The organism is Sphingorhabdus sp. (assembly GCF_044338195.1).
In the GTDB taxonomy this organism is placed as follows: Bacteria; Pseudomonadota; Alphaproteobacteria; order Sphingomonadales; family Sphingomonadaceae; genus Sphingorhabdus_B.
On record NZ_JBIIMC010000010.1, the window covers coordinates 1 to 16,555 of the forward strand.

18 protein-coding genes and 1 tRNA gene are annotated in these 16,555 nt (G+C 55.6%); all 19 read left to right on the forward strand.

What is annotated here, in order from left to right; all coding sequences use genetic code 11:
- Positions 1-46: 46 nt before the first annotated feature.
- The 19 genes from rpsB to ACIQZK_RS04520 all read left to right on the forward strand — a co-directional run bounded on the left by rpsB (position 47) and on the right by ACIQZK_RS04520 (position 16,555).
- On the forward strand, positions 47-856 hold the full coding sequence (rpsB, locus tag ACIQZK_RS04430; protein WP_397575076.1) for a 30S ribosomal protein S2: 810 nt from the start codon (positions 47-49) through the stop codon (positions 854-856).
- Positions 857-1,006: 150 nt separating this feature from the next.
- Complete coding sequence (tsf, locus tag ACIQZK_RS04435; protein WP_397575077.1) at positions 1,007-1,933, forward strand: translation elongation factor Ts; 927 nt, start codon at positions 1,007-1,009, stop codon at positions 1,931-1,933.
- A gap of 102 nt (positions 1,934-2,035) precedes the next feature.
- Positions 2,036-2,761 (forward strand): UMP kinase, encoded by a 726-nt coding sequence (gene pyrH, locus ACIQZK_RS04440; RefSeq protein WP_395636210.1) that lies wholly within the window; start codon positions 2,036-2,038, stop codon positions 2,759-2,761.
- A 3-nt stretch (positions 2,762-2,764) separates the two neighbouring features.
- The gene (gene frr, locus ACIQZK_RS04445) at positions 2,765-3,322 is read left to right on the forward strand and encodes a ribosome recycling factor (RefSeq protein ID WP_324477378.1); all 558 of its coding nucleotides are present in this window, start codon (positions 2,765-2,767) and stop codon (positions 3,320-3,322) included.
- Between the two features lie 153 nt (positions 3,323-3,475).
- Positions 3,476-4,144: a polyprenyl diphosphate synthase gene (gene uppS / locus ACIQZK_RS04450; protein WP_397575129.1), complete on the forward strand. Its 669-nt coding sequence runs from the start codon at positions 3,476-3,478 to the stop codon at positions 4,142-4,144.
- Entirely contained in the window at positions 4,141-4,878 is a 738-nt protein-coding gene (locus tag ACIQZK_RS04455) for a phosphatidate cytidylyltransferase (RefSeq protein ID WP_397575078.1), read from the forward strand. The genes uppS and ACIQZK_RS04455 overlap by 4 nt, the downstream gene beginning before the upstream one ends.
- A 2-nt stretch (positions 4,879-4,880) precedes the next feature.
- Positions 4,881-6,047 (forward strand): 1-deoxy-D-xylulose-5-phosphate reductoisomerase, encoded by a 1,167-nt coding sequence (locus ACIQZK_RS04460; RefSeq protein ID WP_397575079.1) that lies wholly within the window; start codon positions 4,881-4,883, stop codon positions 6,045-6,047.
- On the forward strand, positions 6,037-7,158 hold the full coding sequence (gene rseP, locus ACIQZK_RS04465) for an RIP metalloprotease RseP (RefSeq protein WP_397575080.1): 1,122 nt from the start codon (positions 6,037-6,039) through the stop codon (positions 7,156-7,158). The genes ACIQZK_RS04460 and rseP overlap by 11 nt, the downstream gene beginning before the upstream one ends.
- Positions 7,159-7,313: 155 nt before the next feature.
- Positions 7,314-9,920: an outer membrane protein assembly factor BamA gene (bamA, locus tag ACIQZK_RS04470; protein WP_397575081.1), complete on the forward strand. Its 2,607-nt coding sequence runs from the start codon at positions 7,314-7,316 to the stop codon at positions 9,918-9,920.
- On the forward strand, positions 9,920-10,624 hold the full coding sequence (locus ACIQZK_RS04475) for an OmpH family outer membrane protein (protein WP_397575082.1): 705 nt from the start codon (positions 9,920-9,922) through the stop codon (positions 10,622-10,624). The genes bamA and ACIQZK_RS04475 overlap by 1 nt, the downstream gene beginning before the upstream one ends.
- 5 nt (positions 10,625-10,629) lie before the next feature.
- Positions 10,630-11,091, forward strand: coding sequence for a 3-hydroxyacyl-ACP dehydratase FabZ (gene fabZ, locus ACIQZK_RS04480; protein ID WP_397575083.1), 462 nt, complete (start codon positions 10,630-10,632; stop codon positions 11,089-11,091).
- 112 nt (positions 11,092-11,203) lie between these two features.
- Positions 11,204-11,431 (forward strand): 50S ribosomal protein L31, encoded by a 228-nt coding sequence (rpmE, locus tag ACIQZK_RS04485; RefSeq protein ID WP_125230382.1) that lies wholly within the window; start codon positions 11,204-11,206, stop codon positions 11,429-11,431.
- Between the two features lie 85 nt (positions 11,432-11,516).
- Positions 11,517-11,593: transfer RNA gene (locus tag ACIQZK_RS04490), tRNA-His, on the forward strand.
- 115 nt (positions 11,594-11,708) lie between these two features.
- Positions 11,709-12,740, forward strand: coding sequence for a Leu/Phe/Val dehydrogenase (locus tag ACIQZK_RS04495; protein ID WP_397575084.1), 1,032 nt, complete (start codon positions 11,709-11,711; stop codon positions 12,738-12,740).
- A gap of 52 nt (positions 12,741-12,792) precedes the next feature.
- Positions 12,793-13,509 carry a heme ABC transporter permease CcmC gene (ccmC, locus tag ACIQZK_RS04500; protein ID WP_397575085.1) on the forward strand — a complete coding sequence of 239 codons (717 nt, stop codon included), beginning with the start codon at positions 12,793-12,795 and terminating at the stop codon, positions 13,507-13,509.
- The gene (gene ccmD, locus ACIQZK_RS04505; RefSeq protein ID WP_333790361.1) at positions 13,509-13,640 is read left to right on the forward strand and encodes a heme exporter protein CcmD; all 132 of its coding nucleotides are present in this window, start codon (positions 13,509-13,511) and stop codon (positions 13,638-13,640) included. The genes ccmC and ccmD overlap by 1 nt, the downstream gene beginning before the upstream one ends.
- On the forward strand, positions 13,637-14,086 hold the full coding sequence (gene ccmE, locus ACIQZK_RS04510; RefSeq protein WP_397575086.1) for a cytochrome c maturation protein CcmE: 450 nt from the start codon (positions 13,637-13,639) through the stop codon (positions 14,084-14,086). The genes ccmD and ccmE overlap by 4 nt, the downstream gene beginning before the upstream one ends.
- A 10-nt stretch (positions 14,087-14,096) precedes the next feature.
- A complete protein-coding gene (locus ACIQZK_RS04515) occupies positions 14,097-16,028 on the forward strand; it encodes a heme lyase CcmF/NrfE family subunit (RefSeq protein WP_397575087.1) in 1,932 nt (643 codons plus the stop codon).
- Positions 16,025-16,555, forward strand: a complete 531-nt coding sequence (locus ACIQZK_RS04520) for a DsbE family thiol:disulfide interchange protein (RefSeq protein ID WP_397575088.1) — start codon at positions 16,025-16,027, stop codon at positions 16,553-16,555. Before ACIQZK_RS04515 ends, ACIQZK_RS04520 begins: the two co-directional genes overlap by 4 nt.

The following is a 16,555-nucleotide window of genomic DNA, read 5'->3' on the forward strand; positions in this document are numbered from 1 at the left end:
AGTGACGTTCTAGTTTCCCAGAGGCTCAACCGGAAGGAGAAGTACCATGGCGGCACCTGTCGTAACCATGCAGCAATTGCTTGAAGCTGGGGCCCATTTCGGCCACCAAACACACCGTTGGAACCCGCGTATGAAGCCGTATATCTTCGGCGCGCGCAACGGCATCCACATTCTCGATCTCTCGCAGTCCGTGCCATTGTTCGCACGTGCGCTTGATTTCGTTGCCCAGAGCGTTTCGTCGGGCGGCAAGGTTCTGTTCGTTGGCACAAAGCGCCAGGCACAGGGCCCAATCGCTGATGCAGCACGCGCATCGGGTCAGCATTTCGTCAACCACCGTTGGTTGGGCGGCATGCTCACCAACTGGAAGACCATTTCGAACTCGATCAAGAAGCTCAAGACCCTCGAAGAGCAGCTTTCGGGCGACACGCACGGTTTCACGAAGAAGGAAATTCTTCAGATGACCCGTGAGCGCGACAAGCTTGAAATGAGCCTTGGCGGTATCCGCGATATGGGTGGCATTCCTGACGTCATGTTCGTCATCGACGCCAACAAGGAAGAACTCGCCATCAAAGAAGCCAATGTTCTTGGTATTCCTGTCATCGCGATCCTCGATTCGAACGTATCGCCAGACGGCATCGCGTTCCCGGTTCCTGCAAATGATGACGCAGCGCGCGCCATTCGTTTGTATTGCGACGCGGTTGCCACTGCGGCAACCAAGGGCAACGTAAATGCTAAGGTTGCCAAGGGCGTAGACCTTGGTGCCGAAGTTGAACCAGCTGCTGAACCTGCATTGGCCGAAGAAGCTGCACCTGTAGCCGAAATCGCTGCAGAAGAAGCACCAGCTGCCGACGCTTAATAAACCTTGTCACCCCCCGACCTGTTCGGGGGGGGGCATGGTCTGAAATATCGGTGTAAACATCGTTTTTGGATCATATATTCCCGCTTTCACGGGAATGACAAAATTGGCGGCCATGGATGCCGCTGCATTCATTCGAAAGGACAAAATATGTCTGCAATTACAGCTTCAGCCGTCAAGGAACTGCGTGAGCTTTCCGGCGCCGGCATGATGGACGCCAAAAAGGCGCTTGAAGAAACCAATGGCGATATCGAAGCCGCAGTAGATTTGCTGCGCGCCAAGGGTCTTGCCACTGCTGCCAAGAAATCGAGCCGTACGGCTGCAGAAGGTCTTGTTGGCGTTGCCGTTGAAGGTACCAAGGGTACCGCCATCGAAGTCAACAGCCAGACGGACTTCGTTGCGAAGAACGAGCAGTTCCAAGAATTCGTTGCTGCTGTCAGCAATGTTGCATTGAGCCTGAGCGCAAACGACGCTGAAGCTGTTTTGGCTGCGCCTTATGGCAATGGCGAAACCGTTCAGGACCGTTTGACCAACAATATTGCAACCATCGGTGAAAACCAGGTTATCCGCCGCGTTAAGTCGCTGTCGGTCAGCAATGGCCGCGTCGTGTCTTACGTCCACAACGCTGCTGCGCCTGGCATGGGTGGCATCGGCGTTCTCGTTGCGCTCGAAAGCGAAGCAGATGCTGCAACGCTCGACGGCCTCGGCAAGCAATTGGCGATGCACATCGCGGCTGCATTCCCGCTTTCGCTCGACGAAACCGGTTTGGACGCGGAAACACTTGAGCGCGAGCGTGGCATTGCCCGTGAGAAGGCTTCGGAAAGCGGTAAGCCTGCGGATATCGTCGAAAAGATGGTTGAAGGCGCTGTTAAGAAGTTCGCAAAGGAAAATGCTTTGTTGAGCCAGCCATTTGTTATGGACGGCAAGACACCGATTTCCGACGTTGTTGCCGCAGCTGGTAAAGAAGCTGGCAAGCCAATCGTGCTGAAGGACTATGTCCGCTTCCAGCTTGGCGAAGGCATCGAAAAGGAAGTGTCTGACTTTGCAGCTGAAGTCGCTGCTGCGGTCGGCGGATAAAAATTCTGGGCTTCCCCGTCACATGACGGGGATAAAGCCTTGGCGATGTGGCGCGCGGCTCCTATAGCTGGGCGCCATTATTGTATCGGGACGAGGGACATTATGAGCGCGCACGGCTATCGTCGTATATTGCTTAAGCTTTCGGGCGAAGTGCTGATGGGGGATCAGGCCTATGGCATTGACCCAGATACCGTCGCGCGCGTGGCCGAAGAAGTAAAGGCGGCCCAGGATACCGGGCTTCAACTGTGCCTCGTTATCGGTGGTGGTAACATCTTCCGCGGAATGGCCGGTGCTGCCAAGGGTATGGATCGCGCACAGGCGGACTATATGGGCATGCTGGCAACGGTCATGAATGCTTTGGCCATGCAGAATGCGCTTGAACAGCTTGGCGTTCCCACACGGGTTCAGTCGGCCATCGAAATGGACAAAGTGTGCGAGCCCGTCATTCGTCGCCGCGCTGAGCGTCACCTTGAAAAAGGCCGGATCGTCATTTTCGCCGCCGGCGTTGGTGCGCCGTTCTTCACGACGGACAGTGGTGCCGCATTACGTGCTGCCGAAATGCAGTGCGATGCCTTGTTCAAAGGCACTTCGGTCGATGGTGTATATGACGCCGATCCGAAGAAGGTCGCGACAGCAACCCGTTATGAAACATTGAGTTACGACCGGGTGTTGGCAGATAATCTGAAAGTTATGGACGCAAGCGCCGTATCGCTGTGCCGTGACAACAACATTCCAATCGTGGTGTTTTCGATCCGCGAACAGGGCAATATTTTGAAAGTGCTGGACGGAAGCGGCACTTCTACTGTGGTAAAAAGCGAAGGAAATTGAATCATGCCGCAATATGACAAGACTGATGTCGAGCGCCGCATGAAAGGCGCTGTTGATTCTTTTAAGAGCGACCTTTCCGGTTTGCGTACGGGCCGTGCGAACGTGACCTTGCTCGACCCCGTAGTGGTCGAAGTATATGGCTCACACATGCCGTTGAGCCAAGTTGCAACGGTCAGCGCGCCTGAGCCGCGGTTGTTGTCGGTACAGGTCTGGGACCGTTCAAACGTGACGCCCGTTGAAAAAGCTATTCGTTCGGCGGGGCTTGGCCTGAACCCAATTACCGATGGCCAGACACTGCGTCTGCCTATCCCCGATTTGACCGAAGAGCGCCGCAAAGAGCTGGCTAAGCTTGCAGGCCAATATGCGGAGAAGGCGAAAATCGCGATCCGCAACGTGCGCCGCGATGCGAATGACGGGCTGAAGACCGACGAGAATAAGAAGGAAATCAGCGAGGACGATCGCAAGCGGCTTGAGACGGAAGTTCAAAAGATGACCGACGAGATGATCAAGGCCGTTGATGATGCCGCTGCGCATAAGGAAAAGGAAATCCTTAGCCAGTGATCGCTGTATCACCCTCTTGCCCGTTCGCCTCGCGCGAAGAAGAGAGGCCAGTCGGTTCTGCGCAGTGTCTCGATTGTGCTCGATACGAACGGGCGGGCTAGTGTGTTGACCACCGGTTCCCAAACTGAGCGCATTGAGGCCGGCACTGGAAAAATGCCGCGGCATGTGGCCATCATTATGGATGGCAACGGGCGCTGGGCGAAAAAGCGCATGTTGCCGCGCGCGATGGGGCACAAAAAAGGCGTTGAGACCGTTCGCAATATCGTGCGCGCAGCCGGAGAGCTGGGCTTGGAAGCGCTCAGCCTTTATGCGTTTTCGAGCGAAAACTGGAAACGTCCCGAAGATGAAATCAACGACCTGATGGGGTTGATGCGCGAATTCATCAAATCGGACCTCGATGAATTCGCAGCCAATGATGTCCGTTTAAAGATAATAGGTAATTACAAAGCATTAGCGCCCGATATTGTGGACATGCTTGAAGAGTCCATTGCGCGAACGTCACAGAATACACGTACGACGCTGGCCGTTGCACTGAATTATGGCGCGCAGGACGAGCTTGCGCGCGCGGCCCGTTCCGCCGCTGCGCAGGGTGAGATTACCGTAGAATCTATCGAAGCCAATTTGGACACCGCAGGGCTGCCCCCGTTAGACCTTTTGATCCGGACGTCGGGCGAACAACGCTTATCGAATTTCATGCTGTGGCAAGCGGCCTATGCCGAATTCTGGTTTACAGACACGCTGTGGCCCGATTTCAGCAAGGATGAACTCGCACAGGCTTTGACCGAGTTTTCGACGCGTGAGCGACGTTATGGTGGTCGATGAACGATAAGATCGTTCCGTTAACGAAGCCGCGTTCCGACTTAGGTGTGCGGACATTGTCGAGCGTTGCCATGATGTCGGTGGCTATCGGCGCGATCTGGCTGGGCGGCTATGCGTTTATGGCGCTGATCGTTCTCGTCGGATTGGGCGTATATTGGGAATTTGCAAAGCTCACGCTTGCGTTTGCCCGCAATATGCCCGCGCGTATCATCTGGCTTGTCGGCGGGCTTTTGTACGTTGGACTGGCTTGCTTCACTTTGTTGCTGTTTAGCGCACCGTTTTTTGGAATGACGCCCACGATCATGCTGATTGCAGGCGTTATCGGAACCGATGTCGGCGCATATTTCGCGGGGCGGACACTCGGCGGGCCAAAAATCGCGCCGCGCATCAGCCCATCCAAAACATGGTCTGGTTTGCTGGGTGGCATGGTGGGCGCTGGCTTGACGATGATTGCTATTCAGGCCGCGATTTATGCATTCAGGGGCGGCAACGCGGGTGATGGCGACGTTTATCTGACTTATGGTTGGCAGCGACTTGCCTTAACCGGCGCTGCGCTCGCAGTGGTTGCACAAATCGGTGATTTTTTCGAAAGCTGGATGAAGCGACGGGCAGGGGTGAAGGACTCCGGAGGGCTTATTCCCGGGCATGGTGGCTTGTTTGACCGTACCGACGGTCTGATTGCGGTCGCATTTGTTGCCGGGCTGATCACCGTTTCGCAAAGCGTAATGGGCGGTTAGCGATGACACGCAGTGTTTCGATATTCGGGGCCACCGGCTCTGTGGGGCTCTCCACCCTCGATCTCGTGCGTCAGCATCGCGACGTCTATCGCGTCGTAGCCCTGACCGCCAATGGCAATGCCGCAGCGCTTGCAAAGCTTGCTATTGAATTTGGTGCAGAGCTGGCGGTGGTCGCTGAAGAGGCTGCCTATCCGGCGCTTAAAGATGCGCTGCAAGGCACGGGCATCGAAGCGGCTGCGGGCGCACAGGCGCTCATTGAGGCCGCTCAGCGTGACGTCGACTGGACCATGGCATCAATCGTGGGCTGTGCTGGACTGCCGCCCACCATGGCTGCGATACAGGCGGGCAAAACGGTCGCGCTTGCCAATAAAGAAGCACTGGTTTCGGCCGGCGCGCTGATGATGGCCGCGGTGCGGCAGTCCGGCGCATCGTTACTGCCGGTCGACAGTGAGCATAATGCCATTTTCCAGTGCCTCGCGGGTAGCAAGCTGGAACATGTGCGCAAAATCACGCTGACGGCAAGCGGCGGCCCGTTCCGGTCGTTCTCGCTTGACCAGATGCGTAGCGTCACACCCGCGCAGGCTGTCGCGCATCCCAATTGGGACATGGGCGCAAAGATAAGCGTCGATTCCGCGACGATGATGAACAAGGGCCTTGAGCTGATTGAGGCATATCATCTGTTTCCCGTCGGGCTCGATAAGCTCGACATTTTGGTTCATCCGCAATCGGTCATCCATTCGATGGTGGAGTATGACGATTGTTCAACGCTGGCGCAGCTTGGTTCGCCAGACATGCGCATACCCATCGCCAGCGCGCTGGCATGGCCGGAACGTATGGCCACGAACTGCAAGCCGCTGGATCTCGCGACCATCGGCCAGCTGACGTTTGAGCAGCCCGACATTGTGCGCTTTCCCGCGCTCCGCTTGGCCCGTGCGGCGATTACCGAAGGTGGCGCGCAGCCGGCCATTCTGAACGCCGCCAATGAAGTGGCCGTCGAAGCGTTTTTGAACGGCCAGATTGGCTTTCTGGATATCGCCAACTTGGTGGAAGCGACATTGACTGCCTATGCACCGGCTGCGCCCACACATCTGGACGATCTGTTCAGCATAGATGCAGATGCCCGCATCTATGCGCGGCACGAATTGGAGACATTGACGCGTGGCAACTGAATCACCCAATATCTTTTTGACCCTGATCGCGTTCATTGCGCTGATCGGGTCTTTGGTCGTTGTGCATGAACTTGGGCATTATCTCGTTGGCCGTTGGTTCGGCGTGAAGGCCGACAAATTCTCCATCGGATTTGGCCCGCAAATTTGGGGCAGGGTCGACAAGCGCGGCACATTGTGGCGCGTTGGACTGCTGCCATTGGGCGGATTTGTTCAATTCGCAGGTGACATGAACCCGTCCAGCCAAGCCGATGACAGCTGGCGGCAACTGCCCGAGGCCGAACGCAACCAGACTTTTCAGTCCAAAACGCTGTGGCAGCGCGCGTTGATCGTGTTTGCGGGCCCCGCGGTAAACTTCCTGCTCGCGATACTCATCTTCATGGGCTTTCTGCTGGCATTCGGGAAGTCGGTTACACCGCCCGTATTTGACGTGGTTCAACCCGGAAGCCCTGCTGCCCTCGCCGGTCTGATGCCAGGCGACCGCGTACTAAAATTCAATGGACGCAGCATCGAAACCTTTAACCAGATGGCCAACGAGACCATCATGATCCCCGGTGAGCGCGTTACCATCGAAATCGAACGCAATGGCGAGCGGTTGGCAAAAGAAGCCGTCGTGGCCGAAGTCAAAGAAACCGACCGTTTCGGAAACGAATACCGTATCGGCCGTATTGGCGTTGGCGCCAGCAAGGTGGAAGTCCGTGAAGTCGGGATATTGGAGGCGCCGTGGGCCGCTGTCCTGCAAACAGGCAATGTCCTGCGTCAGCAGATGATTGGCCTTGGGCAGATAATTTCGGGCCGGCGTCCGCTTTCCGAACTTGGTGGGCCGTTGAAAATCGCAAAAGTGTCCGGCGAAGCGATGAGCCTTGGCATATTGACGTTCATAAGCTTGGCCGCCCTCATCTCGATTAACTTGGGGTTCATCAATTTGCTGCCAATCCCAATGCTCGATGGAGGACATCTTTTGCTCTACGGAATTGAGGCGATACGCAGACGGCCCGCAACGCCGCAGGTGCAGGAGTGGGCTTTTCGTGCAGGTTTTGCGATGCTAGCGGCGTTCATGCTTATGGTGACATTTAATGACCTTGCGTCTTTCGGGCTTTTTGAAAGCGGCTGAAGGTATTGCAGACTTGATTGCGGACGCTGCATGGGGCAGGGACGCAAAACCGTTTTAGCGGCAATAAGCCAACTCCCGGTGGGGCCCGGACATCAGATCGGATGACAATGAAAAGTAGACCTTTCGGCAACCTCAAAAGCGTTGGCATTTTTTTGATGGGTTCGACGGCCCTTGCGGCGTCAGGCACGATGACGCCCGCGTTTGCGCAAGCAACGCCGCCGGCGCCTGCCGCTGAGGCGACTGCACCAGCTGTGGTCGATCAAATCAATTCCATCACCGTCGTTGGCACCCAGCGACTCGAGGCCGAAACGGTCCGGTCCTACATCCGCTTGCGCACGGGGCAGCTTTGGACGCAGGTTTCTGCCGACCAAGCGTTGAAAGATTTATACGCGACTGAATTATTTGCGGACGTCGCCGTGCGCAACAATTCGGGCGCGGTTGTCATTGAAGTGCGCGAAAACCCGGTGGTGAACCGCATCATTCTTGAAGGCAACAAGCGCATCAAGAACGACAAGATCGAACCTGAAATCAAATTGGCACCGCGCCAGATTTATTCGCGTTCGAAAGTCCGCGCGGACGTTGCGCGCATCGTTGAACTCTACAAGCGTCAAGGGCGCTTTGCTGCGGTGGTCGAACCTAAGCTGGTCCAGTTGGATCAGAACCGCGTCGATATCGTCTTCGAAATCACTGAAGGCCCAAAATCAAAGGTCCAGCAGATCAACATCATCGGTAACGAAAAGTTTTCCGATGGCGACCTGCGTGGCGAAATGGTGACGAAGCAGGCTCGGTTTTACCGCTTCTTCAGCTCAGGCACCAGCTATGACCCTGATCGTTTGGCATTCGACCAACAAAAATTGCGCCAATTTTATCTGACGCAAGGTTATGCCGATTTCCGCGTGGTATCCGCTATTGCGGAACTAACACCCGATAAGCAGGATTTCATCATCACTTATGTGGTGGAAGAAGGCGATCGCTACAAATTCGGCGATGTGAAGGTTGAAAGCCAAATCCGCGATTTCGATTCCGAACGTCTTACGGCGACATTGCGTATGAAAAAGGGCGATTGGTACAACGCCAAGATGGTCGAAGATACGGTCGAAAGCCTCTCGGAAACCGCTGGTCTATTTGGTTATGCGTTTGCCGACGTGAACCCCGATTTCCAGCGCGACAAAGAAACGCTGACGATGGGTATCACATTCAACGTGGCGGAATCGCCGCGTGTGTTCGTTGAGCGTATCGACATTAACGGCAATACGCTGACCCAAGACAAGGTGGTTCGCCGTGAGTTCCGTTTGAACGAAGGCGACGCGTTTAACAGCATTCAGGTGAAGCGCACCGCAGAACGCATCAAGTCACTTGGTTATTTTCAGGAAGAGCTTGAAGTCGAACAAACACAGGGCACTGCGCCCGACCGCATCGTACTGACGACCAATGTCGAGGAAAAGGCAACGGGCGAATTGTCGCTTTCGGCTGGTTTCTCGTCCATCGAGAACTTCATTTTCCAAGGTTCCGTAAGGCAGCGGAACTTCCGCGGTGTTGGCCAGGAATTGCGGACGAATATCTCTTATTCATCCTATTCAAAGTCCGCTGAAATTGGGTTCACGGAACCCTATCTGTTTGACCGTTCAATTGCGGTGTCCGGCGATATCTTCCGTCGCGATTTGAACAGCTTCAACTTCTTCAACAATCAACGCAACACAACCTATGAGCAGGCAACCACCGGGTTCCAACTGCGCGTTGGTGTGCCGGTGAACGAATATATTTATTTCCAGGCACGCTATGGCCTTAGCCAGGACAACATCTCGTTGGATGAAAACACGTTTTTCACTGACCCAGATGGTACGGGGCCGCTGCCTGCATCTTGCGACCCAATCGTTGCTGGCCGGTTCCTGTGTGATGCCACGGGCAAACGCCTGACGTCATCGCTGGGTTATACCTTGTTATATGATGATCGCGACAACCGGATCCGTCCAACGCGTGGCCAGAGTATTGGTATTAGCCAAGATTTTGCAGGGCTTGGCGGCAGCGTTAAATATGTCAAGACGCGCATTAACGCAGACAAATTCTGGAAGCCATTTGGAAACTTTGTGTTCGGCCTGTCACTTGAGAGCGGATATATTCACCCGCTCGAAAGCCGCGGCCTTGAGTCAGTGGGCGTTGATGACGTCCGTTTGACCGATCGTTTCTACCTCGGTGAACCACAGATGCGCGGGTTTGATATTCGCGGCGTTGGTCCACGGGTACAGCGCGTGTTCTTTCAAGGCGGAGTCGTCAACGGCGTAGCCGTGAACACGGCATTGACGGACCGGAACCAGATTCAAGACGATGCCATCGGCGGTCGGGCCTATTATATGGGCCGTGCGGAGCTTCAGATTCCGTTGGGCAGTGGCGCCAGAGAACTGGGTCTGCGCCCATCTTTATTCCTCGATGTTGGTTCGGTTTTTGACGTGACCCGTCCTATATTGCAGACGGTTCAGCAACGCGATGAGCAGGGTGCGCCGTTATATTACTTTGTGGACACAACAGGAACGCTTCAGACGTCAACCACTGCGACCAATGCCGATGGATCGGCGCGCATATCTGCGCTGCGTTTCGAAGAGCGGTTCTATGGTGACACATGGAAGCCGCGTATGTCGGTTGGTTTTGGCGTAAACTGGAACTCGCCCTTTGGTCCGTTCCGGCTTGATATTGCCCGTGCGCTGCTAAAAGAGCCCGGCGACGACACCAAATTATTTACATTCAACGTAGGAACTCAATTCTAATGAAAATTCGTAACACCGCCATCGTGGCAGCTCTTTTGTCCGCAACAGCCATTGCTGTTCCCGCAACGGCTCAGGTATCCGGCATTGCAACCGCCGAAACATCGGTCGCAATTGCCCGTACAAAGGCACTCGGCACAGCGTATCAGCAGATCGGCACGCAATATGCAGGCGTTGTTCAGCAGATGCAGACCAAGCGTCAGGAAATCAACAACATCAATGTGCAGCTTGATACCAATAAGGATAAAGAGCTGACGCAGGCTGAGCTCGACGCAGCAATTAAGGCGAAAAACCCTTTGCTGACGCAGCTTGATGAAAAGCAAAAGGAAATCAATACGCTTCAAGAGCCGATCATCTTGGCGCAATTATATGCCGTCGAACAGATCGCTGTGAAGTATGAAGCGGCGCAGCAGGCGGTTGTTGCTGCAAAGAAAATTAGCGTCATTTTGGCGCCGGACGCATTTGTGTGGGCACCTGAAGCTGTTGACGTAACATCTGCGATTACTGCTGAGCTGGATAAGGCTATTCCAACAGCATCAATCACGCCCCCTGCGGGCTATCGTCCGTCGCGTCAGATTGGTGCTTTGTATCAGCAAATTCAGCAGCTGTTTAACAACGCTGCGCAGATGCAAGCCGCTCAAGCCGCTGCGGCTCAGCCACGTGCTGCCGCGCCAGCAAGCCCTGCAGCACAGCCTGAAAGCCGCTAAGCGGAATGAGCGAGGCTGATTTTAGCAACTATGACGTCCGCCGGGTTATGTCGGTGCTACCGCATCGATACCCGATGTTGCTGGTTGACCGCGTTGAACAGCTTATCCCTGATGAGCGCATCAGCGCGATTAAAGCCGTAACGATCAATGAAGGGTTCTTTCAGGGACATTTCCCTGGACGGCCTATCATGCCCGGCGTGCTGATTGTCGAAGCGCTGGCCCAAGCGGCTGGCGTTTTGGCAATGGAGAGCCTTGGGTTGATTGGTTCGGGTAAGCTCGTATATTTCATGTCCATCGACAATGCCAAGTTCCGTGCACCTGTCGAGCCCGGCTGCTTGCTGCATCTGAATGTGGAATTTGTGCAAAAGCGTCCGCGGGTTTGCAAATTTGCCGGTCGTGCGATGATGGGGGATCAGGTCGCGGCTGAGGCAGAGTTTATGGCCATGATCGCGGATCCTCCCGCGTGATGATATTCGCGGATAATTGAAACTTGCTATAACTGGCGTCCGCCGCTATGCGCGGCGCTTCCGAATTTAGGGCTTCCGGTCGGAAACCGGTCGCTGAACAAAGGAATTATATATGAAAGCCGACATTCACCCCGATTATCATATGATCAAGGTGCAGATGACCGATGGCACCGTCTTCGAAACACGCTCCACCTGGGGCAAGGAAGGCGACACATTGGCTCTGGATATTGACCCGACTTCGCACCCAGCATGGACCGGTGGTTCGGGCCGTATGCTCGACACTGGCGGCCGCGTTGCGCAGTTCAACAAGCGCTTTGGTGGCCTTAGCCTCAAGAAATAAGATAATCAGCGTGCCGGGTTGACGCCCGGCATGTGATAATCTTAAGGCCAAAATATAGGAACGCGCCTGCCTTAGTGGCGCTATGGCGACCGTAGCTCAGTTGGTTAGAGCGCTGGTTTGTGGTACCAGAGGTCGGGGGTTCAAGACCCCTCGGTCGCCCCATTTATTCCCCCCGCATAATCCGAGTGACTTTCGCATTGCGTAATATTATTACGTCAGTGTGTAATTTGATTCCGACGTTGTTGAAATGAATTCGTCCGCATTTGGGAGTGACGAGATGCCCGCTATTTGGGATTTGCCAGACTTTGACTCGCATGAAGCTGTCCATGTGTTTGACGACCGTGCGACAGGCCTTAAGGCCGTTATTGCGGTGCACTCTACCCATTTGGGGCCTGCGGCGGGCGGAACGCGTTTCTGGCATTATGCCGGCTCACAGGCGGCGATCACCGACGCGCTCCGTTTATCGCGCGGGATGAGCTATAAAAACGCCATGGCAGGGCTTTCGGCCGGTGGTGGCAAAGCCGTCATTTTGGCGAATCCGCAGCGGGCAAAGCCGCAGGAATTGCTTGAAGCGTTTGGACGTGCGGTCGATTCGCTCGGTGGCAAATACATCACTGCGCAGGATGTGGGCATTTCCGAAGCGGATATGGTCGCGGTTTCCAAGGTTACCCCGCATGTGGCCGGACTTCCGGGCCAAGGTGGTGATCCTGGGCCCTATACAGCGCGTGGCGTGTTTCTCGGCGTCAAGGCAGCGGTCAAGCATGCGCTTGGCACCGACGACCTAAAGGGTGTCCATGTGGCCATTCAGGGCGTCGGCAGCGTCGGTTGTGGGCTCGCCCGTTATCTGGCGGCAGAGGGCGCCAAGCTCACTCTCGCAGATGTTGATGCGCAGCGTGCTGCAGACCTTGCACATGAACTTGGTGCGCAAAATGTTGCGGCCGATGCCATTATGGCATTGGAAGCCGATGTGTTTAGCCCTTGCGCGCTTGGTGCCGTGCTGACCGAAGCCAGTGTAGCGGCACTGAAAGTGCGGGCTGTGGCTGGTGGAGCGAATAACCAGTTGGCAACTGGCGCGGAAGGCCGGATGCTCGCCGACCGCGGCATTTTATATGCGCCTGATTATGTCATTAACGCAGGCGGCATTATCAACGTGCTGCGCCAGATCGAAAATGCCGATGATGCCGAGATTAACCGGCGCGTCGATGGCATTGCGGGCCGATTGGAGGCAATCTGGATTGAAAGTGATTCGACCGGCAAGACACCGGCTGAAGTCGCCGACAATATGGCACAAAAGCTTATTGGTCGTTGATGCCAAATCCATTGGCGTAACGCTTTTGCGGTGCTAGATGCGTCGCCGAGTTATGCACCGTTTCGCCAATCCTGCCCGCTTTTTGCGAATCGCAAAGCCACTCACGCCTTGGCTGTTGTGGATGGGCATCGCTTTGACGCTTGGGGCTTGCCTTTGGGGTGCGTTCTTCACGCCGACTGAGCGCCTCATGGGTGACACCGTAAAGATTATATTTGTGCATGTGCCCGCGGCTTGGCTGGGTATGGGTGGCTGGACCGGCATTGCCATTGCCAGCATCATTCAGCTGGTCTGGCGTCATCCACTTGCTGGCGTGTCGGCGCGCGCAATTGCGGTCCCTGGCGCGACCTTTGCGGCGATTTGCCTGATCACCGGGTCGATTTGGGGCCGGCCAACATGGGGAACATGGTGGGTCTGGGATGGACGCCTGACATCCATGCTGGTGCTGTTCTTCCTCTATCTTGGATATATCGCGCTTTCGAACGCATCGAGCGAGAAGGGCGATACCAGCCGCGTTGCTGCTGTTTTCGGCATCATCGGTGCCGTCAACATTCCCATCATCAACCGATCCGTCGTCTGGTGGGAAAGCCAACACCAAAAGGCGAGCATCACCTTGGGTGGCTCGTCCATCGATCAAGCTTATTTGGTGCCGCTTTTTGTTTCGGTTGCGGGCTTTAGCCTGTTGTTCGGCGCGTTGGTGCTGATGCGGATGCGCACTGCGCTGGCTGAAATGCGGATTGAAGCGCGCATGCGCCGGATGGCGGACTATTGATGCCGCACGCACCGTTCATTATCGCGTCGTTCGCCGTTACAGGCATTGGCATGAGCTGGCTGTTGATTTCCAGCTATCTTGCCATGCGTCGCGCAGAGGCATCTGCAGATGAATTGAGGCAACAGCCATGAAACCCAAGCATCAACGCCTGCTGCTCGCGGTGGTCGCGGTTTTCGCCTTGATTGGGGCTGGCCTGATCGCGGCGGCGGCTTTGCGCGAAGAAGCCTCATATTTTTACACGCCCACCACCTTAGCGAGCGCCAATGTTGCGCCGGGTAAGGCCATCCGCCTTGGCGGGATGGTGCAAAAGGGTTCAATCGTCCGTGCGACCGATGGCGTTTCGATTACCTTCACGGTGCAGGACAAAGATAAAACGCAAAAGGTCGCCTTTCGCGGCATTACGCCTGATCTGTTCGTTGAAGGATCCGGCGTGGTTGCAGATGGCCGGCTTGGCGCCGACGGCATCTTTATAGCGGACAGCTTGCTGGCCAAGCATGACGAAAATTATGTGCCCAAAGAACTGGCGGATATCGACATGACTTCCGCCGAACACACAAAGGACACGCTTTCAAAATGAAGGCTTTGACATGATGGCAGAGGCAGGACTTGCCGCATTGTGGCTGGCCGCCGCAATGGCGCTGCTCCAACTTGTAGGCGGCATGACATTGTTGCGCGGCGGCGCTGGGCAGCTTGTGCCGCTCATCAAGCCTGCCGCCTATGCCCAAGGTGCTTTATGCGCCTTCGCGTTTCTCGCGCTGATGTGGCTGTTTTACGTCACCGACCTGTCGGTGTTGTTGGTCGCCAGCAACAGCCACATTGATAAACCCCTGATTTTCAAGCTGGCGGGCACATGGGGCAACCATGAAGGATCGATGCTCCTGTGGGTATCGGTTTTGTCGGTGTCCGGCGCTGCGATTGCGCTGCTGGAAAAGCGGATTGAGTCCAAAACGCTGAATGCCACGTTGGCGGTGCAGGCATTCATTGCCCTTGGCTTTTTTGCGTTCCTTTTGTTCGCGTCAAACCCGTTTGAACGCCTGGTGCCTGCGCCTGTTGAAGGGAATGGACTGAATCCATTGCTTCAGGATGTCGGTCTCGCGTTCCATCCGCCTACATTATATTTTGGCTATGTCGGGCTTTCGATCGCCTTTTCCTTTGCCGTGGGCGCACTGTTGACCAATCAGGTTGGGCCAGCCTTTGCACGCGCTATGCGGCCTTGGGTGTTGGCGGCGTGGATATTCCTGACCATCGGCATCACCGCCGGCAGTTATTGGGCGTATTATGAGCTTGGCTGGGGTGGCTGGTGGTTCTGGGACCCCGTTGAAAACGCATCGTTGCTGCCATGGCTGGCGGCGACCGCGCTCCTCCATTCGGTCAGCGTCCTTGCGACCCGTAACGCTTTGCGCGCATGGACGATCATGCTGGCGCTCGTTGCATTTGCAATGTCGATGGCTGGCACCTTTTTGGTGCGGTCGGGTATTTTGACCAGCGTCCACGCATTTGCTGTCGATCCGGAACGCGGCGCGTTCATTCTTGCCTTGATGTTGATATACACCAGCCTTGCGTTTGTGATTTTTGCTTTGCGCATTGGTTCGGTCAAGCAGGGCGAGCCGTTTCAGCTCATCAGCCGCGAAGGCGGCATTGTGGCGAACAATATCTTCCTCAGCGTCATTCTTGCCGTGGTACTCATCGGCACGCTGTACCCGCTTGCGGCTGAAGCGATGGGCGACAAGATTTCGGTTGGCCCGCCCTATTTTAACAGAGCAACGGTGCCTATCGCTGTTCTGTTGATTCTTGCCCTTTTGATTGGACCGATACTGCGCTGGCGCCGCGATGATCTCAAACGCTTGAAATATTGGCTTATCGGGGGCGCTGCAATTTTGTTGTGCAGCGGCATCGCCGTTTGGAAATTCGCGCCGGACGTTGGGCTGTTCCCGCTGCTTGGGATTGCCTTGTCATTGGCACTGGCTGTCGCCGCTTGGCTGCCCTTGCGCGGCCGCAAATTGCTGCGCACACCATTGCCTATATTCGGGATGGTCATTGCCCACTTCGGCATTGCGGTGAGCGTTTTCGGCATGGCGGCAGAGTCTGGCTTTTCATCAGAAACATTAACTGCGCTTGCCCCGGGCGAAAGCGCGGAAATCGCGGGCTGGCAAGTGAAGCTCGACGACGTCAATCCTGTTGTTGGTGACAATTGGGTTGCCATCGAAGGCGAATTGCAGGCGGTGAAAAATGGCAATGCCTTTGTGCTTCGTCCGCAATCACGGCAGTTTTTCAAACCTGAAATGCAAACGAGCGAGGCGGCATTGCTGACGCGTTGGAATGGCCAACTTTATGCCGTCATTGCGCAGCCGGACCAAGAGGGCGATGGCCGCTGGCAAGTGCGCTTGTGGTGGAAACCCTTTGTGCCGTTTATCTGGTATGGTGGACTGCTGATCGCTGTCGGTGGCATCATTGCGCTGCTTGGCCGCATGTTCCGGCGCGCGAAAAAGCCTGCGAAGAACAAGTGGCAGACAACATGAACCGGTCTTGGCTTTTGTGGATCCCGCTTGCGGTGGTTGCTTTTATTGGCGGTTTGGCCATTTACGGCCTGGCCGTCCCCAAAGACGAACAGGTGCATTCGGCGATGATTGGCCAAAAGCTGCCTGCATTTTCATTGCCTGCGGCAACGGCGGGTGTCGAAGGCTTGGGCAGCGCCGATATGGCCGACGGAAAGCCCCGTTTGCTGAACATTTTTGCCAGCTGGTGCATCCCGTGCAAGGCGGAAGCGCCCTATCTTGAAGCCTTGAAAAAGGCAGGTATCGAAATTGACGCCATCGCCATTCGCGACAGACCCGAAGACGTCGCAGCATTCTTAAGCGAATTCGGCAACCCGTTCCGGCGCATTGGATCGGACAGCGAAATGGCTGTTCAGCTTAAGCTTGGTTCGTCGGGTGTTCCGGAAACTTACGTCATCGGCGGTGACGGCACGATATTGTATCAGCATATCGGCGATATCCGGGCTGAACATGTCCCGATACTGATTGAAAAAGTGAACGCGGCGAAATGA

Coding starts and splice junctions, on each gene's coding strand:
- fabZ (WP_397575083.1), top strand. CDS start 10,630: ATGAGCGAGGCTGATTTTAGCAACTATGACGTCCGCCGGGTTATGTCG.
- ACIQZK_RS04520 (WP_397575088.1), top strand. CDS start 16,025: ATGAACCGGTCTTGGCTTTTGTGGATCCCGCTTGCGGTGGTTGCTTTT.
- ACIQZK_RS04460 (WP_397575079.1), top strand. CDS start 4,881: ATGACACGCAGTGTTTCGATATTCGGGGCCACCGGCTCTGTGGGGCTC.
- pyrH (WP_395636210.1), top strand. CDS start 2,036: ATGAGCGCGCACGGCTATCGTCGTATATTGCTTAAGCTTTCGGGCGAA.
- ccmE (WP_397575086.1), top strand. CDS start 13,637: ATGAAACCCAAGCATCAACGCCTGCTGCTCGCGGTGGTCGCGGTTTTC.
- rpsB (WP_397575076.1), top strand. CDS start 47: ATGGCGGCACCTGTCGTAACCATGCAGCAATTGCTTGAAGCTGGGGCC.
- ACIQZK_RS04455 (WP_397575078.1), top strand. CDS start 4,141: ATGAACGATAAGATCGTTCCGTTAACGAAGCCGCGTTCCGACTTAGGT.
- bamA (WP_397575081.1), top strand. CDS start 7,314: ATGGGTTCGACGGCCCTTGCGGCGTCAGGCACGATGACGCCCGCGTTT.
- tsf (WP_397575077.1), top strand. CDS start 1,007: ATGTCTGCAATTACAGCTTCAGCCGTCAAGGAACTGCGTGAGCTTTCC.
- ccmC (WP_397575085.1), top strand. CDS start 12,793: ATGCACCGTTTCGCCAATCCTGCCCGCTTTTTGCGAATCGCAAAGCCA.
- frr (WP_324477378.1), top strand. CDS start 2,765: ATGCCGCAATATGACAAGACTGATGTCGAGCGCCGCATGAAAGGCGCT.
- ccmD (WP_333790361.1), top strand. CDS start 13,509: ATGCCGCACGCACCGTTCATTATCGCGTCGTTCGCCGTTACAGGCATT.
- uppS (WP_397575129.1), top strand. CDS start 3,476: ATGCCGCGGCATGTGGCCATCATTATGGATGGCAACGGGCGCTGGGCG.
- ACIQZK_RS04475 (WP_397575082.1), top strand. CDS start 9,920: ATGAAAATTCGTAACACCGCCATCGTGGCAGCTCTTTTGTCCGCAACA.
- rpmE (WP_125230382.1), top strand. CDS start 11,204: ATGAAAGCCGACATTCACCCCGATTATCATATGATCAAGGTGCAGATG.
- ACIQZK_RS04495 (WP_397575084.1), top strand. CDS start 11,709: ATGCCCGCTATTTGGGATTTGCCAGACTTTGACTCGCATGAAGCTGTC.
- ACIQZK_RS04515 (WP_397575087.1), top strand. CDS start 14,097: ATGATGGCAGAGGCAGGACTTGCCGCATTGTGGCTGGCCGCCGCAATG.